This is a genomic window from Pseudomonas sp. MHK4 (assembly GCF_054600775.1).
The window spans coordinates 119,356-143,937 of sequence record NZ_BAAIAK010000015.1; the positions used below are offsets into that span (position 1 = coordinate 119,356).

25 protein-coding genes and 1 pseudogene are annotated in these 24,582 nt (G+C 63.6%); 9 read left to right on the top strand and 17 right to left on the bottom strand.

The genetic code is table 11. The annotated features are described in order from the left end of the window. The first annotated feature begins 90 nt into the window (after window positions 1-90). Window positions 91-1,101 (top strand): GlxA family transcriptional regulator, encoded by a 1,011-nt coding sequence (locus ACYP2Q_RS27590; RefSeq protein WP_459733370.1) that lies wholly within the window; start codon window positions 91-93, stop codon window positions 1,099-1,101. A gap of 19 nt (window positions 1,102-1,120) precedes the next feature. Here ACYP2Q_RS27590 and ACYP2Q_RS27595 read toward each other — a convergent pair whose 3' ends face one another. Beyond that, window positions 1,121-1,981: a CAP domain-containing protein gene (locus ACYP2Q_RS27595; RefSeq protein WP_459733371.1), complete on the bottom strand. Its 861-nt coding sequence runs from the start codon at window positions 1,979-1,981 to the stop codon at window positions 1,121-1,123. A gap of 186 nt (window positions 1,982-2,167) precedes the next feature. Here ACYP2Q_RS27595 and ACYP2Q_RS27600 point away from each other — a divergent pair. Beyond that, window positions 2,168-2,257 (top strand): annotated as a pseudogene (locus tag ACYP2Q_RS27600) (outer membrane lipoprotein carrier protein LolA); the annotation flags it as partial. A 24-nt stretch (window positions 2,258-2,281) separates the two neighbouring features. Here ACYP2Q_RS27600 and ACYP2Q_RS27605 read toward each other — a convergent pair. From ACYP2Q_RS27605 to ACYP2Q_RS27630, 6 genes are all read right to left on the bottom strand, one after another. Next, window positions 2,282-2,674, bottom strand: a complete 393-nt coding sequence (locus tag ACYP2Q_RS27605; RefSeq protein WP_459733372.1) for a RidA family protein — start codon at window positions 2,672-2,674, stop codon at window positions 2,282-2,284. Window positions 2,675-2,700: 26 nt separating this feature from the next. After that, window positions 2,701-3,414 carry a DUF3726 domain-containing protein gene (locus ACYP2Q_RS27610; RefSeq protein WP_459733373.1) on the bottom strand — a complete coding sequence of 238 codons (714 nt, stop codon included), beginning with the start codon at window positions 3,412-3,414 and terminating at the stop codon, window positions 2,701-2,703. A gap of 1 nt (window position 3,415) precedes the next feature. Beyond that, the gene (locus ACYP2Q_RS27615) at window positions 3,416-5,131 is read right to left on the bottom strand and encodes a hypothetical protein (protein ID WP_459733374.1); all 1,716 of its coding nucleotides are present in this window, start codon (window positions 5,129-5,131) and stop codon (window positions 3,416-3,418) included. Between the two features lie 23 nt (window positions 5,132-5,154). Continuing rightward, window positions 5,155-6,708, bottom strand: a complete 1,554-nt coding sequence (locus ACYP2Q_RS27620; RefSeq protein WP_459733375.1) for a BCCT family transporter — start codon at window positions 6,706-6,708, stop codon at window positions 5,155-5,157. 105 nt (window positions 6,709-6,813) lie between these two features. Further along, window positions 6,814-7,800 (bottom strand): dipeptidase, encoded by a 987-nt coding sequence (locus ACYP2Q_RS27625; protein ID WP_459733376.1) that lies wholly within the window; start codon window positions 7,798-7,800, stop codon window positions 6,814-6,816. 13 nt (window positions 7,801-7,813) lie between these two features. Next, complete coding sequence (locus ACYP2Q_RS27630; protein ID WP_459733377.1) at window positions 7,814-9,256, bottom strand: aldehyde dehydrogenase family protein; 1,443 nt, start codon at window positions 9,254-9,256, stop codon at window positions 7,814-7,816. Between the two features lie 91 nt (window positions 9,257-9,347). On the opposite strand from ACYP2Q_RS27630, the gene ACYP2Q_RS27635 reads away from it, so the two are divergent. Further along, complete coding sequence (locus tag ACYP2Q_RS27635; RefSeq protein WP_459733378.1) at window positions 9,348-10,241, top strand: LysR family transcriptional regulator; 894 nt, start codon at window positions 9,348-9,350, stop codon at window positions 10,239-10,241. Here ACYP2Q_RS27635 and ACYP2Q_RS27640 read toward each other — a convergent pair. Together ACYP2Q_RS27640 and ACYP2Q_RS27645 are read right to left on the bottom strand one after the other, a co-directional pair. Continuing rightward, a complete protein-coding gene (locus tag ACYP2Q_RS27640; RefSeq protein ID WP_459733379.1) occupies window positions 10,235-10,864 on the bottom strand; it encodes a helix-turn-helix transcriptional regulator in 630 nt (209 codons plus the stop codon). The two genes, ACYP2Q_RS27635 and ACYP2Q_RS27640, sit on opposite strands and share 7 nt — an antisense overlap. Window positions 10,865-10,883: 19 nt before the next feature. After that, complete coding sequence (locus ACYP2Q_RS27645; RefSeq protein WP_459733380.1) at window positions 10,884-11,513, bottom strand: hypothetical protein; 630 nt, start codon at window positions 11,511-11,513, stop codon at window positions 10,884-10,886. Between the two features lie 228 nt (window positions 11,514-11,741). Between ACYP2Q_RS27645 and ACYP2Q_RS27650 the strand changes: the two genes are divergently transcribed. After that, on the top strand, window positions 11,742-12,170 hold the full coding sequence (locus ACYP2Q_RS27650; protein WP_459733381.1) for a TOBE domain-containing protein: 429 nt from the start codon (window positions 11,742-11,744) through the stop codon (window positions 12,168-12,170). 86 nt (window positions 12,171-12,256) lie between these two features. On the opposite strand, the gene ACYP2Q_RS27655 is transcribed toward ACYP2Q_RS27650, so the two are convergent. After that, on the bottom strand, window positions 12,257-13,045 hold the full coding sequence (locus ACYP2Q_RS27655; protein WP_459733382.1) for an alpha/beta hydrolase: 789 nt from the start codon (window positions 13,043-13,045) through the stop codon (window positions 12,257-12,259). A 52-nt stretch (window positions 13,046-13,097) separates the two neighbouring features. On the opposite strand from ACYP2Q_RS27655, the gene ACYP2Q_RS27660 reads away from it, so the two are divergent. The 4 genes from ACYP2Q_RS27660 to ACYP2Q_RS27675 all read left to right on the top strand — a co-directional run bounded on the left by ACYP2Q_RS27660 (window position 13,098) and on the right by ACYP2Q_RS27675 (window position 16,759). Further along, a complete protein-coding gene (locus ACYP2Q_RS27660) occupies window positions 13,098-14,375 on the top strand; it encodes an NTP/NDP exchange transporter (protein ID WP_459733383.1) in 1,278 nt (425 codons plus the stop codon). Next, window positions 14,372-15,316 (top strand): aldo/keto reductase, encoded by a 945-nt coding sequence (locus ACYP2Q_RS27665; protein WP_459733384.1) that lies wholly within the window; start codon window positions 14,372-14,374, stop codon window positions 15,314-15,316. Before ACYP2Q_RS27660 ends, ACYP2Q_RS27665 begins: the two co-directional genes overlap by 4 nt. A 2-nt stretch (window positions 15,317-15,318) precedes the next feature. Further along, complete coding sequence (locus tag ACYP2Q_RS27670; protein ID WP_459733385.1) at window positions 15,319-15,981, top strand: hypothetical protein; 663 nt, start codon at window positions 15,319-15,321, stop codon at window positions 15,979-15,981. Between the two features lie 124 nt (window positions 15,982-16,105). After that, complete coding sequence (locus ACYP2Q_RS27675; RefSeq protein ID WP_459733386.1) at window positions 16,106-16,759, top strand: peroxiredoxin; 654 nt, start codon at window positions 16,106-16,108, stop codon at window positions 16,757-16,759. A gap of 104 nt (window positions 16,760-16,863) precedes the next feature. On the opposite strand, the gene yghX is transcribed toward ACYP2Q_RS27675, so the two are convergent. The 6 genes from yghX to ACYP2Q_RS27705 form a co-directional block, all read right to left on the bottom strand. Continuing rightward, a complete protein-coding gene (gene yghX, locus ACYP2Q_RS27680; protein ID WP_459733387.1) occupies window positions 16,864-17,751 on the bottom strand; it encodes a YghX family hydrolase in 888 nt (295 codons plus the stop codon). 152 nt (window positions 17,752-17,903) lie between these two features. Further along, window positions 17,904-18,302 (bottom strand): heme-binding protein, encoded by a 399-nt coding sequence (locus ACYP2Q_RS27685; RefSeq protein ID WP_459733388.1) that lies wholly within the window; start codon window positions 18,300-18,302, stop codon window positions 17,904-17,906. Window positions 18,303-18,321: 19 nt separating this feature from the next. Beyond that, the gene (gene glcF, locus ACYP2Q_RS27690; protein WP_459733389.1) at window positions 18,322-19,542 is read right to left on the bottom strand and encodes a glycolate oxidase subunit GlcF; all 1,221 of its coding nucleotides are present in this window, start codon (window positions 19,540-19,542) and stop codon (window positions 18,322-18,324) included. Window positions 19,543-19,545: 3 nt separating this feature from the next. Then, on the bottom strand, window positions 19,546-20,610 hold the full coding sequence (gene glcE / locus ACYP2Q_RS27695) for a glycolate oxidase subunit GlcE (protein WP_459733390.1): 1,065 nt from the start codon (window positions 20,608-20,610) through the stop codon (window positions 19,546-19,548). Further along, window positions 20,610-22,109 (bottom strand): glycolate oxidase subunit GlcD, encoded by a 1,500-nt coding sequence (gene glcD / locus ACYP2Q_RS27700; protein ID WP_459733391.1) that lies wholly within the window; start codon window positions 22,107-22,109, stop codon window positions 20,610-20,612. Before glcD ends, glcE begins: the two co-directional genes overlap by 1 nt. A gap of 89 nt (window positions 22,110-22,198) precedes the next feature. Continuing rightward, window positions 22,199-23,962, bottom strand: a complete 1,764-nt coding sequence (locus ACYP2Q_RS27705; protein WP_459733392.1) for an L-lactate permease — start codon at window positions 23,960-23,962, stop codon at window positions 22,199-22,201. Window positions 23,963-24,127: 165 nt separating this feature from the next. Between ACYP2Q_RS27705 and ACYP2Q_RS27710 the strand changes: the two genes are divergently transcribed. Beyond that, the gene (locus ACYP2Q_RS27710; protein WP_046818795.1) at window positions 24,128-24,364 is read left to right on the top strand and encodes a hypothetical protein; all 237 of its coding nucleotides are present in this window, start codon (window positions 24,128-24,130) and stop codon (window positions 24,362-24,364) included. 87 nt (window positions 24,365-24,451) lie between these two features. Here the strand turns inward: ACYP2Q_RS27710 and ACYP2Q_RS27715 are convergent. After that, the coding region (locus tag ACYP2Q_RS27715) for an aldehyde dehydrogenase family protein (protein ID WP_345894469.1) at window positions 24,452-24,582 on the bottom strand (131 nt) is incomplete at its 5' end.

Sequence of the window (24,582 nt, forward strand, 5' to 3'; positions counted from 1 at the left end):
CGCCGGCGTGCGCTGTTTTTGGCCGCCAGGGGTAACAGGTATCAAGGCGTTGGATCACATGTCCGTCAACACGACGAAGCGAGGCGAGCGTTGGTAGAACGACGTCAGTTCAGCGGTGCCATGAAGGGCAAGAACCTTCGCTACCTCAATGAGCATGAAGGCCAGTCAGTCCGCGCCCGGGCGGGGTTCCTGCTGTTGGAGCACTTCTCGTTGCCGGCGTTCACCCAGGCCCTCGACACGATTGTCACGGCGAACCTGCTGCGGCCCGAGCTGTTTTCGACCAAGACTTTCGGCTTGACCGAAGGGGAAGTGATCAGCGACCTGGGCCTGGTCATACGCCCCGATGCCTGCCTCAGTCTCGAGGCGATCCAGGACCTGGACTTGTTGGTGATCTGCGGAGGCTACCGTACGGCCCTCAAGGCCCACGACGGGTTGATCGACCTCTTGCACCGGGCGGCCGAGTCGGGCGTCAAGCTGGCCGGAGTATGGAACGGCGCCTGGTTTCTCGGCCAGGCCGGTTTGCTCGACGGCTACCGCTGCGCCATTCACCCGGAGCATCGTCCGGCGCTGGCGGAAATCGCCAGGCTCACCCAGGTCACCAGCGAAGCCTACGTGGTGGATCGCGACCGCCTGACGGCGTCCAGTCCGACGGGGACCTTCTACATGGCCCTGGAATGGATCAGGGGCTTGCATGACAAGGCGTTGACTGACGGCATCGAAGATATCCTGGCGTTCGAAGCGTCCCGCTACCGGCGCATCAAGCCGACATTGAATGTCTCCGTCAGTGGCCCGCTGAGGGAGGTGGTCAACCTGATGGACGCCAATCTGGAGGAGCCGCTGGAGATGGAGGCACTCTGTCTGTACGCCGGTCGCTCGCGCCGGCAGATCGAGCGCCTGTTCAAGGAGCAGTTGGGCACCACGCCCCAGCGCTACTACATGGATTTGCGCATCACCGAAGCGCGTCGATTGCTGCAGCACACCACGCTGACCATCGTGGAAGTCTCGGTGGCCTGCGGTTTCGTTTCACCCAGCCACTTCAGCAAGTGCTACAGCGCCTATTTCGGTTATCGACCGTCGCGGGAAACCAGGCTGGTCAAATAACCGTTCGATGATTGGCCGCTCATTGCGCGCCAAACATCATCGTCCAGTAAACCCCCTCGTCACTGCGCGCATCCGTCGCAAAAGCCGCACCAACCTGGGTGAACATCGGGTTCATCAGGTTGGCGCAATGCCCGGGACTTGCCAGCCAACCGGCCATGGCCTTGTTCGGTGAGCCTTGGCCGGCGGCGATGTTTTCGCCGATCTGCCGGCCACGAAAACCGGCGGCCCTGGCCCGGTCGGCAGCGGTGTCGCCATCGGGGTCCTGGTGGGCGAAGTAGTTGCCGTAGGCCATGGCTTTGCTGTGCCCTTGCGCCGCAGCGCCGAGGCTGGCGTTCCAGGCCAATGGCCGCGCGGCGGCGAAGCGCTGGCGACCGCACAGGCGCGGTTTGGCCCGGGCGGCATTGACCTGCGCGAGCAGGGTCTTGCCGACACTACGCGGATCGCTCACCTGACTGTCCAGCACCGGCCGCGCCAGCACCACCTGCCATTCACCACGACTGCGAGTGACGCCAATGTCGGCGTACTGGTTGTCCAGCAAGGCGGCGCAATGGTCACCCTGCAGCATCTCGAAAGCCTCGTCGGCATCCTGCGCACCCACCACGCGAATGGATCGCACCGTCACGGCCTGGTACCCGGATGCTTTCAAACGATCCCGCAAGCCGCCGCCGTAGCCGATCGGCAAGGCCAGGCTCGACTTCAGGGCCAGCGGCGACAGGCGTTGGGCGGGACGCCGTGCGCAATCTTCCGGGTGGGCTCGATAATCGTTGATGGCTTCCACCAGTTGACGTTCCGCACCGGCGTGGGCGGGGGGGGCGATCAGGGGCAGCGAGGTCAACAGGCACAGCGAAGTGAAGCGCAAGGCGAGGGCGGTTGGGCGCATGGTGCGGACAGCTCTGATGAGATGACGACGTTGGGAGGAGGAAAATGCCCGTCTAAGACTGGCGTCTTGGGACAAGGTTCAAGGGGGAGGGGTTTTAATGTCGGGGGTGATGGATCCGATGAAGGGTATGGGTTTGGCTGGCAGTGATTCTGGGAGGCGGGCCCTGTAGGAGCGAGCTTGCTCGCGATGGAGGTCAACGATGACGCGGGGACCCTGACACCGCGCGGTGCTCTCAGGTTCTTCGCGAGCAGGCTCGCTCCTACAGTAGATCGGGTATATCCGGGAGAGATGGGTTGGCTGTCAGGCCGTCTTCGCAGGCTGGTCAAGGCAGGCATATACCACCAGTTCCACCAGCATCTCCTCCCGCGCCAACCCGGCCACGACGATGGCGGCGCGGTTGGGGTAGGGCGCCTGGAAATACTCGGCATAGATCGCGTTCACCGTCGCCAGGTAACTGCGGTCGGTGACATAGATCAGCACCTGCGTCACCGCGTCGAGCGTGCTGCCAGCGGCTTGCAAGGTATGGCGCAGATTGTCCAGGGTCTGCCGGATTTGCGCCTCGATGCCGCCACTGACCACCTGGCCCTCGCGGTCAATGGGGATCTGCGCCGTGTACAGCGTGCCGTCGCCGACCACCGCCCATTCCAGTGGTGCGCGCGAGGCGAAAAGGTCGGTCTTGATTGCGTGTTTCATTGATTGATTCCTGATGCATTGAAAATCTATTGGGTATCGCTGCTTTCGCCAGCACCGCGCCGACGCGACTCCTCGGTGCTTTCCACCAGCACCCGCTCGCCCAGTTTCTTCAGCTGGCCCCAGACCTCGTCGTCGACCACCAGCCCCTCAGCGGCCTGCGGGTGGGCAACAGGCACGTCATCCTCGGCACTCAGTCGCGGCAGCAGCGTGAAGTGCCGGGAAATCAGCACATTGATACTTTGTTCGTCGCTCTGCGCCGGTTGCGGCAGGTCGTACACCCGCAGGGTCGGGCAGGTTTGCCCGGCGCTAATCGTGGCGACCAGCTCCTGGCGCGCATCGCGCCAATAGACGCAAAAATTCAGCGCCTCTGCCGTGCAGCGCGCCAGGTAACCGAGCAGCAGAATGCGGTTATGGCAATGGCGGATGCGAATCAGCGCACTGCCGCCACGCAAGGCCTTGGCGACACCCAGCTCGACCGCCTGGGCGGCGCAACGCAAGACACTCTGGCCGTGGGCGTCGAGGGTCAGCTGCGCGGCGTCTTCGTAGCAGGTGTCGATGGGGCGATCGACTTCGTCGTGCAGGTACGCCAGGGCCTTTTTCAACGCGCCGATGCCATCGAGGCCTTGCAGTTGCAGGCGGGCGATCATCTCGGCGGCGTCTTCGCAATCGCCGTGAGCGAAGCCAAGACCCTCGAAGGCCTTGCGGCAGATCACCTGGATTTCATTGAGCGAGACGCGCATATCAGTGTTCTCCGGCAGCGGTGGCGAGTGTCGGCATCACCGCGAAATTCCAGTCATCGGCGAACGGCTGGCCAATCTCACTGACCAGCGGAGCCCCCTGGAACAAGGTGATGCGCACCCAGCGGCTGGACTTGGGGTCGAACTTGCCCGCGCCGAAGAACGCCAGCTTGCAGCGCAGCAGGTGGATCGGCAGCATGCTGCGGTCCATCAGGTTGGCGCGAATTTCCCCGAAGGCGCAGCGGGCCATGCCCTGCAACCGGCACACGGTGCCTTTGAACGACGGCTGCGCGAGCAAAAAATGCGCGGTCAATTGCTGCGGGTGCCGTTCGCGGTAGGCCAGCAAGGCGCGGTGGCAACGCTGGATATTGTGGGCGATCCCCAGTTGCATTTCCTTTTCCGCGCCCGGTTCCATGGCGCGCTCCCCCAGGCGCGGTTCTTCCTTTTCCGCCGAGCGATACCAGAAGAAGTGGTTGGCCTCGGCCCCTTCAAGATCGTAGTCGAGGGCCCAGCGGTAGCGGGTTTCGATCAGGCTGCACAGCGCGTCCAGCGGCATCTCGGCGTTGAGGCGAAAGCCCTCGTTGACCGACATCTGCCCGGCCAGCGGGTCGACCTGTTCGGGGTACAGCTCCAGCAGCAGGCTGACCAGCAATTCCTGGCAGCCGAGGCCTGCGTTCAACTCGGCCCAGACCTGCAATCGTGACCACAGGTCGGCGCTCAGGGCTTGACCGGCGAACCACGGGCTCAATTGATCGAGGTCGGCCAGGGTCTGCCGGTCAATTGCACTTTGCCGTTGGTCCTCGGTGCGGGTCTGTTGCAGGTGCTGGCGAGCCCGCTGCAACAGCCCCTGGAAACGCTGCACCCGGGGCAGGTCAGCCGGTTGCGCTGAAACCAGCGCCAGTGCGCTTTCCCGGGCCCGCACCCACTGGTCGACCAGCTGCGGATGGTTGATCAGGAAGGGCGCCATGCCCAACCCCGTGGAGTTGCCGACCCCCAGGTAACGTTGCAGCTCGATGTCCAGCCCGACCGCCCGTTGCGGATTGCGCGCCCGGGCCATGTGTTCGATCTGCTCTATGCTGAAATGGCGCAGCAGGTATACGGTGAACATCTGCGCGCTGAACGGCTGGGTGAAGTCGGCATTGCCCTGCAGGCCACTGAAGTCGGCGATGCCGAACTTGCCGTTGCCGTACACGGCGGTGGTGCGATACAGGTAGCCGACCTCGGCCAGTTGCCGTGGGTCTGGCTGACACCCTTCGGCCAGCGCCCCGAGGAAACGCTCGAAATTGCGCAGGCTGCGGTTGGCCCGTGACAGCACCAGCACCCGCGCATCGAAACGCCCGGCTTCCTGCAACGGCACGTTGCGCCGCAAGTCGGCCAGTTGCGGCTCGTCGACATCGCCGGCCAGCAGCACGAAGCTGACGTCCCATTGATCGGCAATGACCCGGTCACTGCGTTTTTCCGGCGGCAGGTACATCGAGAAAATCACGCAGTGATAGTGGGCACTGGCAGTGTCGATCCGGTAGATCGCGGTGCCGAAACCCTCGGCGTCGAGATCGAAGCGGGTGCGCTCGATGCGCCATTGCTCGTTCATCATCTTGCGCATGCTGCTGCGCACGAAACTCAGGCGGCTCTGGAAGTGACTGCCCAGCCGTTCCAGGTCCATGACCCGGGCGGCAGGGCGAAGGGCCGAAGAGGTGTCTGTGTCGGTGTGCGACATCATTGCGATTCCTGGACTGTTCATCATCAGACTGCCTGTTCGCGAGCCATCTGCCGGGCGATGCGCAGGGCATCCCAGAGCGATGGCAGGATCAGCAGTGAAACCGGTACGGCGGTAATTACGATAAAGGATTGCAGCGCGGTGACCCCGCCCGAGCCAATGGTGATCAGCACCACGGCGGCCAGGCCCATGCCGATTGCCCAGAAGGCGCGCAGCCATGCCTTGGGCTTGTCGTTTGCGGACATGGCCATCGCCACGGTGAAGGCCATGGCATCGCCATTGGTGGCCACCGAAATGAAGCTCAGGAACAGGAACAGCGCCGAGATCAGTCCACCCCATGGCAGGTTCTGGGTCACGCCCAACAGCAGGTCTTCCGGTTGTGCGCCATGGGCGGTGACGATGCCCGGGGTCTGCAATTCCATGCCGATGCCGGCGCCACCGACGATGGTGAACCAGAACATGGTCACCAGCGGGGCGATGATCGACAGGGTCATGATCACCTCGCGGATGGTCCGGCCCCGGGAAATCTTCGCCACGTACAGCGCCACCATTGGCGCGTAACCGATGAACCAGCCCCAGTAGAACACCGTCCACCAGTCCAGCCATTTCGGATCGGCACGGAACAGGGTCATCGGGATGAACTGTTCGATGTGCAAGGCAAACGCCGTGGGGAAACCGCCGAGGATGAACGCGGTGGGCCCCAGCAGCACCATGAACACGGCCAGGCCGATCATCAGCCAGACGTTGATCCCGCTGACGAAGCGGATGCCCTCGAGCCCGACCAGGCAGGAGATGGTGTACATCACCGTGACCAGTACGATGGTGATCGACTGCACCACCAGGTCATTGGGAATGCCCCACACCGAGTGCAACGCGCTGCTGATCTGCAGACCGAGGAAACCGATCGGGCCGATGGTGCCGGCGACCACCGCGATGATCGAGGTGGCGTCGGCCAGGGTGCCAATCGGCCCCTTGATCGCGCGTTCGCCGAACAGTGGATAGAGCAAGGTGCGCGGTGCCAGGGGCAAACCCTTGTCGTAGTGCAGATGCATCAAGACGATGGCGAGCAGGCTGCCCAGCACCGCCCAGGCCAGGAAGCCCCAATGCACGAAGGATTGCGCGAGCGCAGCGTGGCCAGCGGCCTCGGTGTGCGCTTGCATCCCGGCAAACAGCGGTGGCGGGCTGGCGAAGTGCATCATCGGTTCCGCCGCCGCCCAGAAGGCTCCACCGCCGGCGAGCAGGGCGCACATGATCACCGCGATCCAGTTGAAGGTGCTGGTATCGGGACGCTGATCAACGCCGCCCAGGCGAACCCGCCCGCACTTGCTGAAGCAGATGAACAGGCTCATGGCAAAGGTCGCCAGCATCAGGACCTGCCAGTACAGGCCGAAGAATTTCGTCGACCAGGCGAACAGCGTGTTGACCAGCAGCGACACGCCCTCGATGTCGACCAGCGCGGCGATCAGGAAGGCGCCGAGGAAGCCGCCACTGATCAAAAACAGCGGCCAGTCGATGTCTTTTTTCGGCGCCTTGGCTTCGAGCGCCTGGCTGTCGGCTTGCAGTGCAGTGGTGGTTTTCATGATGCCTCCAAAATACGCGCCAAGGGCTGTGCATCGCCGGTCGGGGAGATGAACGGGAGGTTATTGTTGTTATTTTTCATGCTGTCCTCACGGTTTGGAACGGGGTCAGTGTTGCGCGGTGGTCGCGCTTTCCAGCAGGCGCAACCAGTTGAGTCCCATGATGTTGCGTACCTCGTCCTCGGCGAAGCCACGGTCGCGCAGGCCCTGGGCGATGACCGGGAAATCCCGGCTGTCGCGGAACCATTGCAGCGGTGACGGCCAGTGGGCGTTGTCCTTCGATCCTTCGCCGTAATCCTTGTCTTTGCTCCAGCGCCCGTTGCGCATCCATTCGAGCACTTGCAGGGGTTGTTGCTGGCACAGGTCGGTGCCGATGCCGATGTGCTCCACGCCCATCAGTTCGGCCGTGCTGGCGACCATGTCGCAGAACGATGCCAGGCTGCAGCCCGACGCACCCTTGAGGTGGAACGGGTAGGTGCTGAAACCGAGCAGGCCGCCGGATTCGGCGATCCCGCGCAGCACGGCATTGGACTTGTTGCGTTTGGCGGCATGGAAGCTCGACGGGTTGGCGTGGGAGACGATCACCGGCCGGCTCGACAGCTCGATGGCTTCCAGGGTGCTGCGCTCGGCGCTGTGGGACATGTCGATGAGCATTCCGACGCGGTTCATCTCGCGGATGACCTGACGGCCGAAGCGGCTGATGCCGTTGTCTTCGGTTTCATAACAGCCGCTGGCCAGCAGGCTCTGGTTGTTATAGGTCAGTTGCATGATCAACACGCCGAGCTGGCGGAAGACCTCGACCAGGCTGATGTCGTCTTCGATGGGCGAGCAGTTCTGGAAGCCGAAGAAAATCCCGACGCGGCCTTCCTGATGCGCCAGGCGAATGTCCGAGGCTTCGCGCACCGGACGGATCAGCTCGGGCCAGGTTTCGAAACGGCGGTTCCATTCGCCGATACGCGACAGGGTTTCCCGGGCGTTTTCGTGATAGGCGATGGTGGCGTGGACCGCGCTCAGGCCGCCGGCCTGCATCTGGCGGAAAATCTCCTCGTTCCAGTTGGAGTATTGCAGGCCATCGATCATCAATAAGTCGTGCATGGTGATCTCCCGTTCAAGGTCGCACGTAGGTGGTCTTGACCACGGTGTAGAACTCGCGGGCGTATTGCCCTTGCTCGCGCGGGCCGAAGCTGGAGGCTTTGCGGCCGCCGAACGGCACGTGGTAATCGGTGCCGGCGGTGGGCAGGTTGACCATCACGCAACCAGTGCGGGCGCGGCGCTTGAAATCGCTGGCATGACGCAGCGACTGGGTGATGATCCCGGCGGTCAGGCCGTATTCGGTGTCGTTGAGCACCGCCAGGGCTTGCTCGTAATCATTGACCCGGATCACGCAGGCAATCGGCCCGAACACTTCTTCGCGATTGATGCGCATCTGGTTGGTGGTATGGGTGAACAGCGCGGGGCGCATGTAGTGCCCGGCCGGTTCCAGGGTGAGCAACTCGCCGCCTTCGACCAGCGTCGCGCCGTCTTCCTTGGCCAGGTGCAGGTAATGGAGGTTCTGTTCCAGTTGCCGGGCGTCGGCGACCGGGCCGATCTGCACCCCGGATTCAAGGGCATGGCCGACCTTCAACTTCCGCATGCGCGCGACCAATGCCTCGACGAATCGGTCATGGATACCGTCGCAGACAATCAGGCGCGAGGAGGCGGTGCACTTTTGCCCGGTACCGAAGAAGGCACCGTTCAGTGCGCACTCGACGGCGATGTCGAGGTCGGCATCGTCGAGTACCACCAGGGCGTTCTTGCTGCCCATCTCCAGTTGGCAGCGCACCAGGTTGCCGGCGGTGGCGACCGCGACGCGGCGGCCGGTCTGCAGCGAGCCGGTGAACGTCAGCGCATCGATATCGGCCGACTGGATCAGGCTTTCGCCGACCACGCTGCCGCTGCCCATCAGCAGGTTGAAGGTGCCTGCGGGCAGGGCCTGGCGGCTGATGATCTCGGTCAGTGCCCAGGCGCTGGCGGGCACCAGGTTGGCCGGCTTGAACACCACGGCGTTACCGAAGGCCAGGGCCGGGGCGATCTTCCAGGCGGCGGTGGCCATCGGGAAGTTCCACGGGGTAATGATGCCGACCACGCCGACGGGTTCGCGATGGACTTCGATGTCGATCCCGGGGCGAACCGAGGCAGCCGTCTCACCCATCTGGCGCAGCACTTCGGCGGCGTAGTAGTGGAAGAATTGCGCGCTGCGATGGACTTCGCCGATGCCCTCGGCCAGTGGCTTGCCTTCTTCACGGGAGAGCAGTTCGCCGAGTTCTTCCTTGCGCGCCATCAGCTCGTTGCCGATGGCCATCAGGATCTGCTGGCGCTGTTCCAGGCCGCTGGCCGCCCATTGCGGCTGGGCGTCACGGGCGGCCGCGATGGCGTCCAGGGTCTGTTCGGCGCTGGCCTGGTGGTAATGCCCAATCAGGTCTTCGACGTCCGAAGGGCTTTGGTTGGCGATTAGATCCGGGCCTTCGCGCCAGTTGCCGCCAATGTAGTTTCTGTAGGGTTGCAGTGCCATGGGAACCTCCGATTGCGTTGGTCCCATCTTGAGAGTATTACTCTGCAAATAAAAATTAATAATAAATATGAAATGATAAGGAAAACTAACCGTGTTGCCCGAGCTGAAGATCACTCAACTGCGTTATTTCGTCCTGGTCGCCCAGCTGAAAAGCTTCCACGGCGCGGCCAGGCAGGCGTATCGCACGCAACCGGCGTTGTCGTTGGCGGTGCGCGAGCTGGAGCAGAAGCTCGGCCAGCCGCTGTTCGAAAAGGGCGGCAAAACCGAGCTGACGCCATTTGGCGCGCACTGTTTGCCGCTGTTCCAGGATTTGCTCGCGCATCACGATCGCATTGCCCGGGAAGTCAGCCTGCTGGCGCGGCACGAAATCGGCCAGGTGAGCATTGCCACGGTGCCGTCGGTGGCCAGCCGCTTGCTGCCGCACCTGCTGGCGCGGTTTGTCGGCGAGCATCCGAAAATGCAGATCAGCATCCAGGACGGCAACGCCGACAGCGTGCAGCAGCTATTGGTCCAGGGGCAGGTGGACTTCGCCATCAGCAGCGTGTGGGTGGCGGATGACAACATCGAGTTCGTGCCGATCCTCAGCGACCGGGTCGGGGTGGTGTGTCGGCATGATCATCCGCTGGTGGCCAACGGTGGGGCGCTGCACTGGTCCAGCCTGCAAGCCTATCCGCTGGTACGCAACGGCACCTCGCGCCTGCTGGCGGGCACGGAGGCGGAGGGCTTGCTCGACAGTAGCCTGCTGTTCGTCTCCAACATGATTTCGCTGATCGCGATGCTGGAAGAGGGCATCGGCATCACCACGCTGCCGTCCCTGGCGTTTCCCCAGGGCAACGAGCAGCTTGTGTTTTTGCCCCTGGCAGAGCCCAGGGTGGAGCGGCAGATCGGCATCCTGTGTCGCAAGGGCCATAGCCTGTCGCCGGCCGCAGCCGCGTTGATGGGTTTTCTCAAGGCGCAGATGCAGATGAGCGAGCAAGGTCAGTGATGCGTCGGTGGCTCTCCCGGCCGCAGTTTGAAACGACAGACATGGCCGCCGCGCACCATGCATTCAGTGTGCTCGACTTCAGCGCCGCCCAGTGCCCCGATAAGCGCCAGGTCCAGTTCACACACGACCGGGTGCGCGGCGGCAAGACGGTGAAAGACGCAGTTGTGCGCAACGATTTCCTGATCGCCGGATGAGCGAAAAAACACTTCGGCTTCATAACCCGCCTGATTCATGTGCTGCACGATCTTTGTTTCATCGACGACCTGCTGTTCGCGGTCCCGGGCCAGTTTGCGACCCAGGCTGCGCATCAGCGTCGCCAGCGCTTCGGGGCCGATGATGTCGGCCACCTCATCGATCAGCGCGCTGGCGAGCAGCTGATACTGGCGCGGGAACTGCTCCCTGGCGTGGTCGGTGAGCTGATACAGCTGCTCCGGACGCCGCCCCGTGGGCCGGGTTTCGCCACGCAACACCAGGCCGTCGCGCTCCAGTGCCGCCAGGTGTTGGCGAATCGCCGTGCGTGTGACCGCCAGATGCTCCGCCAGCTCGTCGATGCTCATGCCGCCGGCCTGGTGCAGCAGCGCATTGAGCAGGTCCTGCTGGGTGCGGCCCAGTCCTTGCAGCATGGTGTGCCCTCGCGCGGTGTCAGAACTTGTCGGGGAATTGCTTGACCAGCGCCGCAGTCAGTGCGTCCGCCAGCGCCAGTATATGCGTGCGCATCATCGACCAGGTGCGCGCCTCGCCGGCGTAATCGTGCGCGGCGAATTCATCGATCTGGGCGATGTGATGGCCGCCATGGGCCGACAGCAAATTGACCAGCGTTGCCTCAGGCAGATTCGGGTTGGCCCCGGCGAGGAACGCGGCGATCGCCTTGGCATTGCCGGTCAACTCGGTAACGGCGGCCTGTTTGCCTTTGCTGTCCTTGGTCACCGTGGCGTCGCTGTAGTGTTTCACCGCGCCCCAGTGACCGGCCAGCAGCTTGAGCATTTGATCGGCGGCCGGTTGGCCATAGAGCGGCGCGATGCTGTTGGCGATTTTAGTGGCGTTGTCGACGACCTGGTCCGCCGCCACTTTGGCCTGCTGGCGGTCTGCGGCCTGGTTGGCGAGCGCGTAGTTCCTGATCCAGAAAATGTGTTCGACCCAAAGATCGCGCAGCGCCAGGCGCGTGGTCAGCGCGGCGCTATCGGTGATTGGAGTTGGCGCGGGAGCGGCCTGACTCCAGGCCGGCTGCGCACAGAAAGCCAGGAGGATCAGGGCAATGGTTTTGATATTCATGACGGCACCCTCTGAGAGTGGGAACGTTCGACAATATCAATTAAAGCATATAAATATGTTTTTATTGTGTGTGGCTGAAATCTCTGATCAGCGGTGGTGCCGAAGACCCGAAGCCGGTTGGTCAGTTCGCCCGCGTAAACGCAATTTGAGCGCTATGGTTGTTTCTACACAGCGCTTTCCCGATGATCTCGTCAAAACCTAACTCAGAAGTCAACAAGGACGCTCCTCATGAAAGTCAGTGCACGCAACGTATTCAAAGGCCAGGTCAGTCACGTTCAGGCCGGCGCGGTCAACGCCGAGGTGAGCTTGACCCTGCCCGGTGGTGAGCAACTGGTGGCCGTCGTGACCATGGAAAGCGTCAAGAACCTGGGGATCGCCGCCGGCAAGGACGCCATCGCCCTGATCAAGGCGCCGTGGGTGATGTTGATGACCGAATCCGCCGACATTCGCCTCTCGGCCCGCAACTGCCTTGAGGGCAAGGTGCTGAGCGTCAACGACGGCGCGGTCAACGCCGAAGTGGTGATCGAGCTGGCGGGCGGTTCCAAGGTGTATTCGATCGTGACCCGCGACGCCGTCGCAGAACTGGGCCTGGCACCGGGTGTCAGCGCCACGGCGGTGATCAAGGCTTCGCACATCATCCTGGGCGTTCCGGCCTGATATAACTCGTCCCGCGCCTGTAGGAGCCCGGCTTGCCGGCGAAGGCGTCCGTGAGATCGCCTTCGCCGGCAAGCCGGCTCCTACAGTTACAGGCCATCCTCCAGCGCCTCGAGGTATTCCGGGCTGTTGCTGATCGTATTGTGCCCGGTGCCCGCAATCACCTGCAGCGTCGCCACGCCCACCGGGAAATGGCTGTGGAGGCGCCGGGTGCTGGCGCCTGGAATCACTTCGTCGTGCTCGGCGGCGATCAGGTGCGTCGGCACTGTGATGTGTTCGGCATAGCGCCATGACTCGTATTTATCCTTCAACAGCCACTTCACCGGAAACCAGCGGAACTGGCGCTCAGCCAATTCCACCAGGCTGTTGTACGGCGTGATCAGCAGCAGTTTCGTCGCCGGTCGAGAACTGGCCAGGCGCACCGCAACCCCCGAACCCAGACTGCGCCCTACCACTGCAACCTGCGGATGTTCGGCGTAGACCTTGTCGAACAAGGCCATGGCATCGCGGGCAATCGCTTCTTCCGAAGGTGAACCGGAGCTGCCGCCGTAGCCACGGTAATGCAGCAGGTACAGGGCATGGTCGGGGAAGGCCCGGGCGAAGTCCGGCAGGCTGCGCGCAACGTCCTCGGCATTGCCACCAAAATAAATCAGTGCCTTGGGGCCGTCGTGCACGCGCACCGACACCAACACCTGCACTTCGTCCACGGGCAATGTCAGCAACGTGTCGGGTGAGTCGACGGCGCGGGGCTGCGGGTAGTAGATGAGCGCGCGCTGAAACACGAACAGGGCCGCGCAGAGCGCCAGGTACAGCGCAGCGGCGATGACGACGAGTAACACCAGGGTACGGGACATTCGGCTAACGTTAGTGGGCGGCATTGACGGCTCCGGGGTGCTGTCAGAGTGTAGCTGGCGGTAAAGGAGGGCACCGATGCCCATCGCGCTCAAGTGGCTCAACGTAAAGCCTTCGGAAAGAGCGGCCCTGGCCTTGGGTTTCGCCTTCCACTTCTGCGTGCTTGCCAGCTATTACCTGGTGCGACCGTTGCGCGACGCTCTTGGCCTTGAAGGCGGCGTCGACCGGTTGCAGTGGCTGTTCACCGCCACGTTCGTGGTGATGCTGCTGATGGTACCGGTGTTTGGCGCACTGGCGTCGCGGCTGCCGGCCACGCGCTTCGTGCCGTTGATCTACCGCGCGATTGCCGTATCGATGCTGGTGTTTGGCCTGTTGATCGACAACCGTGTCGCGCCGGTGATGGTCGGCCAGGTGTTTTTTGTCTGGATCAGCCTCTACAACCTGTTCATCGTCTCGATTTTCTGGAGTGTGCTGGTCGACCGCTTTTCCAGCGAGCAAGGCCGACGGCTGTTCGGCTGCATCGCGGCCGGCGGCACCCTGGGCACTTTCATCGGGCCTTTGCTGGCGGCGACCATGGCCACTCGTCTGGGCCCGCTGGCGTTGACCGTCGCCGCGGCGCTGCTGCTGGAGGTGGCGGTGCGTTGCTATCGGGGGCTGCTGGCGAGGACGCACGCGCAGGCGGGTCATCGGCTTTTGGACGAACGGCGCCTGGGCGGCAGCATGCTCGCCGGGATCACCCTGATCCTGCGCTCGCCTTATCTGTTGGGCTTGGTGGCCTTCATGCTGCTGCACACCAGCGCCGCGACTTTGTTGTATTTCGAGCAGGGACGGATCGTTACTGGCAGCTACGCTGATGTAGGCAGCAGGACGCAATTCTTCGCCATGGTCGATCTGCTGGTGTCGGCGCTGACCCTGATCTGCCAGTTGCTGCTGACGGCGCCGTTGATCCGCCTGCTGGGCATCGGTGGTGCGCTGCTGGTCATGCCCCTGGCGACCGTCGTGGCGTTTTGCGTCATGGCCGTGGCGCCGGTGCCGGCCAGCGTGGCCCTGGCCCAGGGGCTGCGCCGCGCGGTGGAGTTCGGCATCGTGCGGCCGGCGCGTGAGGTGCTGTGGACGGTGGTCAGCCGGGAAGAGAAGTACAAGGCCAAGAACGTCATCGAAACCCTGGTCTATCGTGGTGGTGATGCCGCCAGTGGCTGGCTGTCGACCGGTTTGACGGCCGTGGGCGCAGGTTTCGGCCTGGTCGCGGTGGCGATTGTGCCGTTCGCGGGCGTGTGGGGCGGGTTGTGCCTGTGGCTGGCCAGGCGCCAGGCGCGAATGGCCGACGCTGAACCCCAGGTGAGGGAGTCGCCATGAGTCATCGGCAAGGTTTTACCCGCAGGCAAATACTCACGCTGGCTGCCGCCGCATCGGCGGTCTTCACGCTCGGCCCGAGCGTCGCGCAAAACTCGCCAGCGGCGGGAACAGGAGGCAAGACCATGATGACCCGCGTCATTCCTTCCAGCAAAGAGCCATTGCCCGCCGTCGGCCTGGGCACCTATCGCGGCTTCGATGTGGCGCCTTCGGATCCCGCCTACCGCAGCTTGCCCGCAGTGCTCGACGCGTTGTTCGAAAAGGGCGGCAAAGTCATCGACAGCTCGCCGATGTACGGCCGCGCCGAACAGACCACAGGTGAGCTGCTGTCGATTCACGAGCCACGGTCGCCGGCCTTCCTGGCGACCAAGGTGTGGACCCGGGGCCGCGAAGAAGGCATCGCGCAGATGGAGCAGTCCTTCAAGCTGCTGCAGACCGACCGCATCGACTTGATGCAGATCCACAACCTTCTGGACTGGCAAACCCATCTGCCAACCCTGCGCGAATGGAAGGAGGCAGGTCGCATTCGCTACATCGGCATCAGCCATTACACGGCGTCGGCCTATGACGAAGTGGAGGCGGTGCTCAAGGCCGAGCCACTGGACTTCCTGCAGATCAACTACGCGCTGGATGATCGCGCAGTGGAAAAACGTATCCTGCCGCTGTGTCGCGACCGCGGTGTGGCGGTGATCTGCAACCGGCCGTTCGGCGGCGGTGGCCTGATCGCGCGCTTGCAAGGCAAACCCTTGCCCGGCTGGGCCGCGCAAGTCGGGGTCAAGAGCTGGCCGCCCCTGGCACTCAAGTTCCTCTTGTCGCATTCGGCGGTGACCTGCGTGATCCCCGGCACCGGCAATCCGCGCTACATGACGGAAAACGCCAGCGCCGGTTTCGGTCCGATGCTCACCGATGCACAGCGTCATCAACTGATCGCCTTGGTGGGGTAGCCATGCACGAAAACGCAGAACAGAAACGCGCCCGCGTGCTCGATCCGGTCGATCGGGTCACCGAAGTGATTTTCGGCCTGCTCATGGCCATGACGTTCACCGGAACCATCAGCGTGGCCACCGCCAATCAGGAGGAAGAACGCACGATGATGATCGCCGCGCTGGGCTGCAACCTGGCCTGGGGCCTGGCGGACGCGGTGATGTATCTGCTGCGCACGGTCATCGAGCGCACGCGCAACCGCAACTTGTTCAGCGGTTTGCGCGAGGGTCGCGACGCCAGCGCGGGCCAGGCGCTGATCGCCGATGCGCTGCCGCCACGGATCGCCCTGGCGGCCGGTGCCGAAGGCCTGGAAGCGTTGCGCCAACGCTTGATCCAGGCGCCCGCCACGCCGCTGCAGCCGGCGTTGGGCCTGGAGGATTTCAAGGGCGCGCTGGGCGTATTCCTGTTGGTGGTGGTGGCGACCTTCCCGCTGGTGGTGCCGTTCCTGCTTCTTGATCAGACCGCGCTGGCGGTGCGTTTGTCCAACGCCATCGGCATCCTGGTGCTGTTCGTGGCCGGCTGGATCCTGGCGCGTTATGCCGGCGCCAAACCGTGGCAGGGCGGGGTTGCCCTGGCCGTGCTCGGTGCCGCGCTGATCGCCGCGATCATTGCGCTGGGCGGCTGATCGATCGGCAATCGTCTCCTATACTGAGTCGCGTCAACAGCAAGGCACCCATTTTCAATGCCGTCGCAAGCGCTCACCCGCGCTGCGACAGCGTCCCCTGACCATTACTGCAAGGAGATCGAACATGGCAATCCGCATAGGCGACGAAGCGCCGGATTTCACCGCACAAACCACCGAAGGCACGCTCAACTTCCACCAATGGATCGGTGACGGCTGGGCCATCCTGTTTTCGCATCCCAAGGATTTCACCCCGGTGTGCACCACCGAACTGGGTTACCTGGCCAAACTCAAGCCGGAGTTCGACAAGCGCAACACCAAGATTCTCGGCCTGAGCATCGACCCGGTCAGTGATCACGAAAAATGGGTGGGTGACATCGAAGAAACCCAGGGCAATGCCGTCAACTACCCGCTGATCGGCGATGAAAACCTGGTCGTGGCCAAGCTCTACGACATGATTCACCCCAATGCCAGCGGCGGCACTCGCACCGCGGTGGACAATGCCACGGTCCGCTCGGTGTTCCTGGTCGGCCCCGACAAGAAGGTCAAGGCGATGCTGATCTACCCGATGAGCGCCGGGCGCAATTTCGATGAAGTGCTGCGTTTGCTTGATTCGCTGCAGCTCAACGCCAAGCACACCGTTGCCACGCCTGTGAACTGGCGGCCGGGGGAAGACGTGATCATTCCGACGTCGGTGTCCGACGAGGATGCGAAGAAGAAATACCCGGACGGCTTCAAGACGCTGAAGCCGTATCTGCGCACGGTGGCACAACCGAAATAACCCCGGCCCTTGTGGGAGCTGGCCTGCCGGCGATGGCGTCCGTGAGATCGCCTTCGCCGGCAAGCCGGGCTCCTGCAACGGGTGCTATGAAGGGTGGCTTCGGCTCACACCAGGTATTTGCGAAACCACCCCAGCGTCCGCTCCCACGCCAACTTGGCCGCCGCTTCGTCATAACGCGGCGTGGAGTCGTTGTGAAAACCATGGTTGGCGCCGGGGTAGATGTAGGCTTCATAGGTCTTGCCCCCGGCCTTCAACGCCTGCTCATAGGCGGGCCAGCCTTCGTTGATGCGCGTATCCAGTTCACCGTAGTGCAGCATCACCGGCGCCTTGATCCGCGGTACATCCTTAGCCTCCGGTTGCCGACCGTAGAACGACACGGCGGCGCCCAGTTCCGGGTACGCCACGGCAGCCGCGTTGGTGACACCACCGCCATAACAGAAACCGGTGATGCCGACTTTGCCGCTGGCGTCGGGGTGTTTCATCATCCATTCGACGGCCGCAAAGAAGTCATTCATGAGCTTTTGCGGGTCGACTTTCTCCTGAAGCGCACGGCCCTTGTCGTCATTGCCGGGATAGCCGCCGACCGAGCTCAGGCCATCCGGGGCGAGGGCAATGAATCCGGCCTTGGCCAGGCGCCGCGCGACGTCTTCGATATAGGGGTTGAGCCCACGGTTTTCGTGCACGACCACCACCGCAGGGGGCTTGCCGGCGGCTTTGGCCGGACGCACCAGATAGCCGCGAACCTGCCCATGGCCCTTGGGTGAGGGATAGTCGACGTACTCGGCAATGATGTCCGGGTCGGTGAATTCGACCTGTTCGGCCAGGGCGTAGTCCGGGCTCAGGGACGCCAGCAGTGCACTGGCGGTCAAGCCACCCAGGGTGAACAGCGCGGCACGGTCGAGAAACTCGCGCCGGTTGATCAGGCCATGGGCGTAGTAGTCGTAGAGTTCCAGCAGTTGCGGGGAAAAGTCTTTTGCAGTGAGACGGGTCATATAGGCGCTTCCTCTTCATCCTATCGAACGCGAACCTTGTAGGAACGAGCTTGCTCGCGAAAAACCTGAGAGCGGCGCGGGGTGTCAGGCTCCCCGCGTCATCGTTGACCTCCATCGCGAGCAAGCTCGCTCCTACAGGGGGGCATGCCAAATTACAAACTCTGCGCCCCGGCCTTCGCCACTTGCGCATCCTGTTCGGCCTTGACCCCGGACACCCCGACCGCGCCGACCACCTGGCCGTCGACCATGATCGGTACCCCGCCTTCGAGCGAGGTCAAAAGCGGTGCCGAGACAAAGGCCGTGCGCCCGCCATTGACCATCTCTTCATAGACTTTCGATTCACGCCGCCCCAGGGCCGAGGTGCGGGCTTTTTCGGTGGCGATGTAGGCACTGATGGGCGGCGCGCCATCGAGGCGTTCGAGGGCCAGGGGATGACCGCCATCGTCGACCACCGCAATGGTCACCGGCCAATGGTTGTCCTGGGCTTCGGTGCGGGCGGCGGTGAGTATCTGGCTGACTTCGGCCTGGCTCAGGAAGGGTTTGCTGTTCATGGGCGTTCTCCGGTAGGCGCTATTGGGACAGGGCGGCTTCGACCAGTTCGATCCAGTGCCGGACGGGGGTACGGCCCGCGCCGTCGAGGTGCGACTGACAGCCGATGTTGGCGGTGACGATGACTTCGGGGTAGCCGCTTTCCAGGGCATTCATCTTGTTATCGCGCAGTTGCCGGGCCAGTTCCGGCTGGGTCAGCGAGTAGGTGCCCGCCGAACCGCAGCACAAATGGCCGTCAGGCACGGTGGTGAGGTTGAAGCCCAGGCGCATCAGTACTTTTTCGACCGCGCCACCGAGTTTTTGCGCGTGCTGCAAGGTGCAGGGACAATGGAATGCCACGCGATGGGCGTTGTGGATGCCCAGCTGTTCCAGCGGTTCGGCGCGCAGCACCTCCACCAGGTCTTTGGCCAACGCGCTGACCCTTTTGGCCTTGTCGGCATACTCCGGGTCGTGCTCGAGCAGATGCCCGTAATCCTTGATGAACGCGCCGCAACCGCTGGCGGTTTGCACGATGGCCTCGGCGCCTTTTTCAATGCCCGGCCACCAGGCATCGATGTTGTGCCGGGCGCGATCGAGGCCGGCGGCCTGGGCGTCCAGGTGATAATCCACGGCGCCGCAACAGCCGGCCTCGCGGGCCGGCATGACGCTGATGCCCAGGCGGTCCAGGACCCTGGCGGCGGCCACGTTGGTATTGGGCGACAGGCCGGGCTGCACGCAACCTTCGAGCATCAGCACCTGGCGGGTATGGCGCACGGCGGGACGCTGCTTGGTCACCGGCAGGTTGCGCGGCAGTTTGCTTTGCAGCGCGCCGGGCAGCAGCGCCCGAAATGCCTGGCCGCTGTTGACCAGGCGCTTGAACAGGTCCGGGTGCGGCACCAGCGTGCGCAGCCCTTCGCGCAACAGACGCTGACCGAGCGGACGCGGTACCGCCGCATCGACCACGGCCCGGCCGATGTCCAGCAAGTTGTGGTAATCGACCCCCGAAGGGCAGGTGGTTTCGCAGTTGCGGCATGACAGGCAGCGATCCAGGTGCTGCTGGGTCTTTTGCGTCACCTCGTTGCCTTCCAGCACTTGCTTGATCAGGTAGATGCGCCCGCGCGGACCGTCCAGTTCATCGCCGAGCAACTGATAGGTCGGGCAGGTGGCGTTGCAGAAACCGCAGTGCACGCAGGTGCGCAGGATGCTGTCGGCTTCTTCGGCGCGGGGCAATTGACGGGCGCGTTCGCTCAAGGTGGTCTGCATGATTCATAACTCCGCGTACAGACGTCCGGGGTTGAAGATGCCCTGGGGGTCGAGTTGCTGCTTGAGGTTCTTGTGGTAGCGCATCAATGCGTCGGGCAGCGGCTGGAAGGGCGTGTCCGTGAGTCCATGGCTGTAGCAGGTGACGTGCCCGCCAGCCTCCTCGACGACCTGGCGAATGAACTTTGCCTCGGCGTCGGACTTGAGCCAGCGCTGGGCGCCGCCCCAGTCGATCAATTGCCGGCCGGGCAGGGACAGCCGTGGCGTGTTGTTGGGCACCGACACGCGCCACAGTGGCTGGTCTTCGTCGAAGAAAGCCAGGCGCTGTTCGTTCAGATCGGCCCAGTACGCAGCGTCGAGTAACTCGCCGCCGAGGCGGTCATGGGCCGCCGCCACCGAACCTTCGCCGCCCTCCAGCCGCAGGTGCAGGCGTTCACCGTCATGGCACGCGGCGCTGATCGGCAGCGGTTGCTGGCCCCATTCCGCGAGGCGCAGCAGGGCATTTTCGGCATTCATCTGCAGGCTGATGCTCAGGGCTTGCCGGGGTTTGGGCAACACCTTGAGCGAGACCTCGGTGACCAGGCCGAGCACGCCGTAACTGCCGGCCATCAGGCGCGACAGGTCGTAGCCGGCGACGTTTTTCATGACTTCGCCACCGAAGCGCAGGTGCTTGCCCAGGCCCGTGATCACCCGGGTACCCAGGACGAAATCCCTGACCGACCCCGACCACGGCCGACGCGGCCCCGACAGCCCGCAGGCGATCATGCCGCCGACGGTGGCATCGTCGCCGAAGGAAGGCGGCTCGCAGGGCAGCATCTGCTGCGCGGCGTCCAGCACCTGCGCCAACTCCGCCAGTGGCGTGCCGCAGCGCACCGTAACCACAAGCTCCGTCGGGTCGTAGCTGACGATGCCACGGTGCGATCGAGTGTCGAGTATTTCGCCCGCCGTCACCCGTCCCAGGAACGCCTTGGTGTTGGCACCCTGGATGCGCAGCGGCGTGGCGTTAGCCAATGCCTGATTGACCTGCTCCAGCAACGCGCTGCTGTCATCGAGATCGGCCGGTGCCTGCATCAGAAGCGCTCCAGGTCAGGGAAGGGCAGTTTTCCGGCATGCACATGCATGGCGCCAAATTCGGCGCAGCGATGCAGGGTTGGAATATTCTTGCCAGGGTTGAGCAGGCCACTGGGGTCGAACGCCGCCTTGACCGCATGGAACAGGGTCAGCTCGTCGCTGTTGAACTGCGCGCACATCTGGTTGATCTTTTCCCGGCCGACGCCGTGTTCACCGGTGATGCTGCCGCCGACCTTCACGCACAGCTCGAGGATCTTGCCGCCCAGGGTTTCGGCGCGGTCCAGTTCGCCAGGCGTATTGGCATCGAACAGGATCAGCGGATGCATGTTGCCGTCGCCGGCATGGAACACGTTGGCCACCCGCAGGCCGTACTCGGCCGAGAGGCTGGCGATGGCCTTGAGCACTCCGGGCAGCTCGCGGCGCGGGATGGTGCCGTCCATGCAGTAGTAATCCGGTGACAGGCGGCCCACCGCCGGAAAGGCGTTCTTGCGCCCGGCCCAGAAGCGCACGCGCTCGGCCTCATCCTTGGCCTGGCGCACTTCGGTGGCGCCGGCCTGTTGCAGCACCTGGCGCACGCGGTCGCAATCATCACGCACGTCGGCTTCGACGCCGTCGAGTTCACACAAAAGGATGGCTTCGGCCTCCACCGGGTATCCGGCGTGGATAAAGTCTTCGGCGGCGCGGATGGCCAGGTTGTCCATCATTTCCAGGCCACCGGGAATGATGCCGGCGGCAATGATGTCGCCGACCGCGCGGCCGGCTTTTTCCACTGAGTCGAATGCCGCCAGCAGCACCTTGGCGGACTGCGGTCTGGGCAGCAGCTTGACCGTGACCTCGGTGATCACCCCGAGCATGCCTTCGGAGCCGGTGAACAAGGCCAGCAAGTCAAGGCCGGGGGAATCGAGGGCGTCGCAGCCCAGGGTCAAGAGTTCGCCGTCGACGGTGAGGATGTCCACCTTGAGCAGGTTGTGCACGGTCAGGCCGTATTTCAGGCAATGCACGCCGCCGGCGTTTTCGGCGACGTTACCGCCAATGGAGCAGGCGATTTGCGAGGAGGGGTCGGGCGCGTAGTACAGGCCGAACGGTGCGGCGGCCTGGGAGATCGCCAGGTTGCGCACCCCTGGCTGAACCCTGGCGGTTCGGGCGGCAGGGTCGATCTGCAGGATCTGGTTGAAGCGGGCCATCACCAGCAGCACGCCTTTTTCCAGGGGCAAGGCGCCGCCGGACAGACCGGTGCCGGCGCCCCGGGCGACGACCGCTACCCGGCGTTCATGACACAGGCGCAAGATGCCCTGGACCTGGGTTATGTCGCGCGGCAGCACCACCAGCATCGGCGTGGTGCGGTAGGCGCTGAGCCCGTCGCATTCGTACGGCCTGAGTTCTTCCTGCTGGTGCAGGATCTCAAGATCAGGCAACTGCGTGCGCAAGGCCTGCAACAGCGCCCTCTTGTCGACCTCTGGCAACGCGCCGTCAACGCGTTCATCGTAAAGAATGTTCATAGTCTTTTTACGATACTCCGTTCATGAAAGCCCGGGCCATTGCCCGGGTTTTTTAACAGAGTTGCGCGAGCAACCCGGGGCTGTGCCGATCAGTGGCCGCCCACCACCATATGACTGAACGGCGCGACATAGGCCTGCAAGGTCACCAGGCCGCCGACCAGGATCGCCAGGATGATCGAGTGGAAAAACACATAGCGCAGGATTTCCCCTTCATGGCCGTACCAGCGGGTGGCGGTGGAGGCGACCACGATCGACTGGGCGTCGACCATCTTGCCCATGACCCCGCCGGAACTGTTGGCGGCGGCCATCAGTACCGGGCTGAGCCCCAATTGCTCGGCGGTCACCCGTTGCAAGCCGCCGAACAGCACGTTGGACGCGGTGTCCGAACCGGTCAGGGCCACGCCGAGCCAGCCCAGCAGGGTGCCGAACATCGGATAGAAGATCCCGGTCGCGGCAAAGGCCAGGCCCATGGTCGCGTCCAGGCCCGAATAGCGGGTGAGGAACCCCAGGGCCAGCATCGCGGTAATGGTGATCAGTGAGTAGCGCACCACCCACAGCGTTCGCAGGTACTGGTGGATCAACTGCGGGATGGAGTAGCCCATCAACAGCCCGCCGAGGATCGCCGACAGCAAAATGCCGGTGCCGGTGGCGGTGAACCAGGTGAACTTGTAGATCGCGTCTTCGGTTTTCGGCGCGGGCACCACGGGCGGCACCTTTTCGATCTGCTGGTGAATCGTGGTGAAGGTCAGCACCGGAGCGAACACCGGGTTGGCCTCGCGCAGCGGTTTACCCTGGGGATCCAGTTTGGCCGAATGGGTGGCAGGATCGATCGCCGGGCGGGTGTCGAACATGTTCTTGAAGCCTTGGGTGCCCCAGGCGAACACGAAGACGGTGAGGATGATCCACGGCATCCAGGCGCGCATCACCGCGGGCTTGGCGTCGCTGGCAAAGGCAGCGCTGGCCACCGGCTTTTGCTCGTGTTCCTCGGCGATCGCCGAGTTGTCGACGCGCCCGGTCAGGGCGGCGGAGGTGTGCACGGTGGCCGGTTTCCACACTTTCAGGAAACCCGTCAGGCAGGCCATGGAAATCAGCGCGGCGATCACGTCCACCAGCATCGGCCCGTGATAGTTGGACACGACGAACTGTGGAATGGCAAAACTGACACCGGCGATCAGGATTGCCGGCCAGATTTCCAGCATCTTGCGCCAGCCGGCGAAGGCCCAGATCAGCCAGAACGGCACGATCACCGAGAAGAACGGCAGCTGCCGACCGACCATCATCGACAGCTCCATTTCATCGAGCCCGGTGACCTTGGCCAGGGTGATGATCGGCGTACCCAGGGCACCGAATGCCACGGGCGCGGTGTTGGCGATCAGCGCCAGGCCCGAGGCGGCCAGCGGTGAGAAGCCCAGGCCAATGAGGATCGCCCCGGTCACCGCCACCGGTGTACCGAACCCGGCTGCGCCCTCGAAAAAGGCGCCGAAGCAGAAGGCGATCAGCAGCAATTGCAGGCGGCGATCGTCGGTGATCCGCGCCAGGGAGTCCTGCAGCACTTTGAACGAGCCGTTCTCGGTCGTCAGCCGATGCAGGAAAATGATGTTCAAGACAATCCAGCCGATCGGCAGCAAACCGTTGGCGGCACCGTACAGCGCGGCCGACCCGGCCATGCCGGCGGGCATGCCGAAGGCGAATATCGCGATCACCAGGGCCGAGGCCAGGGCGAGCAACGCCGCCAGGTGTGCCTTGACATGGAAGAACGCAAGGGCCGCGAGCATCACCACCACCGGCACGGCGGCCATGAGGGTCGACAGCACCGGATTGTTGAACGGATCGTAGATTTGCTGCCAGACCATGTTCCACCTCTGCTTTTTATTGTTGGACGTGCAGCCCCTTGGGGGGGAGGTGGCCTGTAGTATAGGTGGCATTACGCCGCTGTCAGGGCGTGTTTACCGGCGCTGTGCAGGCGCCTGAGCTAGCATTGCCGATAGGTCCAAAACTGCCACGGGAGGAAAACAGCAATGACTGAGCGCCATCTGGAGCACAAGGAGACGCTTTCGAACGGATGCAGCATCAAGGTCAAGGCCGAGATACTGAAGGACGGCTCCCTGGGCATGTTCATCGGAGTCTACCGACCGGACGGCACGGCCATCGACGAAAACCACGATCCCAAACCGCATATGCTGGACATGGAAGCGGCGATGGACTGGGGGATCGACATTGCCAAGGGGATTGGCAATAGCCAGAGGACGCTATGACGCACGGCTGGGGATTTGCGGTGATGCCATCGCCAGCAGGCTGGCTCCCACAGTCAAATTGTGGGAGCCAGCCTGCTGGCGATGGTTTTAATGCTTGAACATCACATGCCGCACAACGGTGTAGTCCTCCAGCCCATACATCGACATGTCCTTGCCGTACCCGGACAGCTTCTGCCCGCCATGAGGCATCTCGCTGACCAGCATGAAGTGCGTGTTGA

What these genes read in the sequence shown, in the direction of transcription:
- ACYP2Q_RS27595 (WP_459733371.1), bottom strand. Translation starts at nt 1,981, where the DNA reads ATGCGCCCAACCGCCCTCGCCTTGCGCTTCACTTCGCTGTGCCTGTTG.
- ACYP2Q_RS27605 (WP_459733372.1), bottom strand. Translation starts at nt 2,674, where the DNA reads ATGAAACACGCAATCAAGACCGACCTTTTCGCCTCGCGCGCACCACTG.
- ACYP2Q_RS27610 (WP_459733373.1), bottom strand. Translation starts at nt 3,414, where the DNA reads ATGCGCGTCTCGCTCAATGAAATCCAGGTGATCTGCCGCAAGGCCTTC.
- ACYP2Q_RS27615 (WP_459733374.1), bottom strand. Translation starts at nt 5,131, where the DNA reads ATGATGTCGCACACCGACACAGACACCTCTTCGGCCCTTCGCCCTGCC.
- ACYP2Q_RS27620 (WP_459733375.1), bottom strand. Translation starts at nt 6,708, where the DNA reads ATGAAAACCACCACTGCACTGCAAGCCGACAGCCAGGCGCTCGAAGCC.
- ACYP2Q_RS27625 (WP_459733376.1), bottom strand. Translation starts at nt 7,800, where the DNA reads ATGCACGACTTATTGATGATCGATGGCCTGCAATACTCCAACTGGAAC.
- ACYP2Q_RS27630 (WP_459733377.1), bottom strand. Translation starts at nt 9,256, where the DNA reads ATGGCACTGCAACCCTACAGAAACTACATTGGCGGCAACTGGCGCGAA.
- ACYP2Q_RS27640 (WP_459733379.1), bottom strand. Translation starts at nt 10,864, where the DNA reads ATGCTGCAAGGACTGGGCCGCACCCAGCAGGACCTGCTCAATGCGCTG.
- ACYP2Q_RS27645 (WP_459733380.1), bottom strand. Translation starts at nt 11,513, where the DNA reads ATGAATATCAAAACCATTGCCCTGATCCTCCTGGCTTTCTGTGCGCAG.
- ACYP2Q_RS27650 (WP_459733381.1), top strand. Translation starts at nt 11,742, where the DNA reads ATGAAAGTCAGTGCACGCAACGTATTCAAAGGCCAGGTCAGTCACGTT.
- ACYP2Q_RS27655 (WP_459733382.1), bottom strand. Translation starts at nt 13,045, where the DNA reads ATGCCGCCCACTAACGTTAGCCGAATGTCCCGTACCCTGGTGTTACTC.
- ACYP2Q_RS27660 (WP_459733383.1), top strand. Translation starts at nt 13,098, where the DNA reads ATGCCCATCGCGCTCAAGTGGCTCAACGTAAAGCCTTCGGAAAGAGCG.
- ACYP2Q_RS27665 (WP_459733384.1), top strand. Translation starts at nt 14,372, where the DNA reads ATGAGTCATCGGCAAGGTTTTACCCGCAGGCAAATACTCACGCTGGCT.
- ACYP2Q_RS27670 (WP_459733385.1), top strand. Translation starts at nt 15,319, where the DNA reads ATGCACGAAAACGCAGAACAGAAACGCGCCCGCGTGCTCGATCCGGTC.
- ACYP2Q_RS27675 (WP_459733386.1), top strand. Translation starts at nt 16,106, where the DNA reads ATGGCAATCCGCATAGGCGACGAAGCGCCGGATTTCACCGCACAAACC.
- yghX (WP_459733387.1), bottom strand. Translation starts at nt 17,751, where the DNA reads ATGACCCGTCTCACTGCAAAAGACTTTTCCCCGCAACTGCTGGAACTC.
- ACYP2Q_RS27685 (WP_459733388.1), bottom strand. Translation starts at nt 18,302, where the DNA reads ATGAACAGCAAACCCTTCCTGAGCCAGGCCGAAGTCAGCCAGATACTC.
- glcF (WP_459733389.1), bottom strand. Translation starts at nt 19,542, where the DNA reads ATGCAGACCACCTTGAGCGAACGCGCCCGTCAATTGCCCCGCGCCGAA.
- glcE (WP_459733390.1), bottom strand. Translation starts at nt 20,610, where the DNA reads ATGCAGGCACCGGCCGATCTCGATGACAGCAGCGCGTTGCTGGAGCAG.
- glcD (WP_459733391.1), bottom strand. Translation starts at nt 22,109, where the DNA reads ATGAACATTCTTTACGATGAACGCGTTGACGGCGCGTTGCCAGAGGTC.
- ACYP2Q_RS27705 (WP_459733392.1), bottom strand. Translation starts at nt 23,962, where the DNA reads ATGGTCTGGCAGCAAATCTACGATCCGTTCAACAATCCGGTGCTGTCG.
- ACYP2Q_RS27710 (WP_046818795.1), top strand. Translation starts at nt 24,128, where the DNA reads ATGACTGAGCGCCATCTGGAGCACAAGGAGACGCTTTCGAACGGATGC.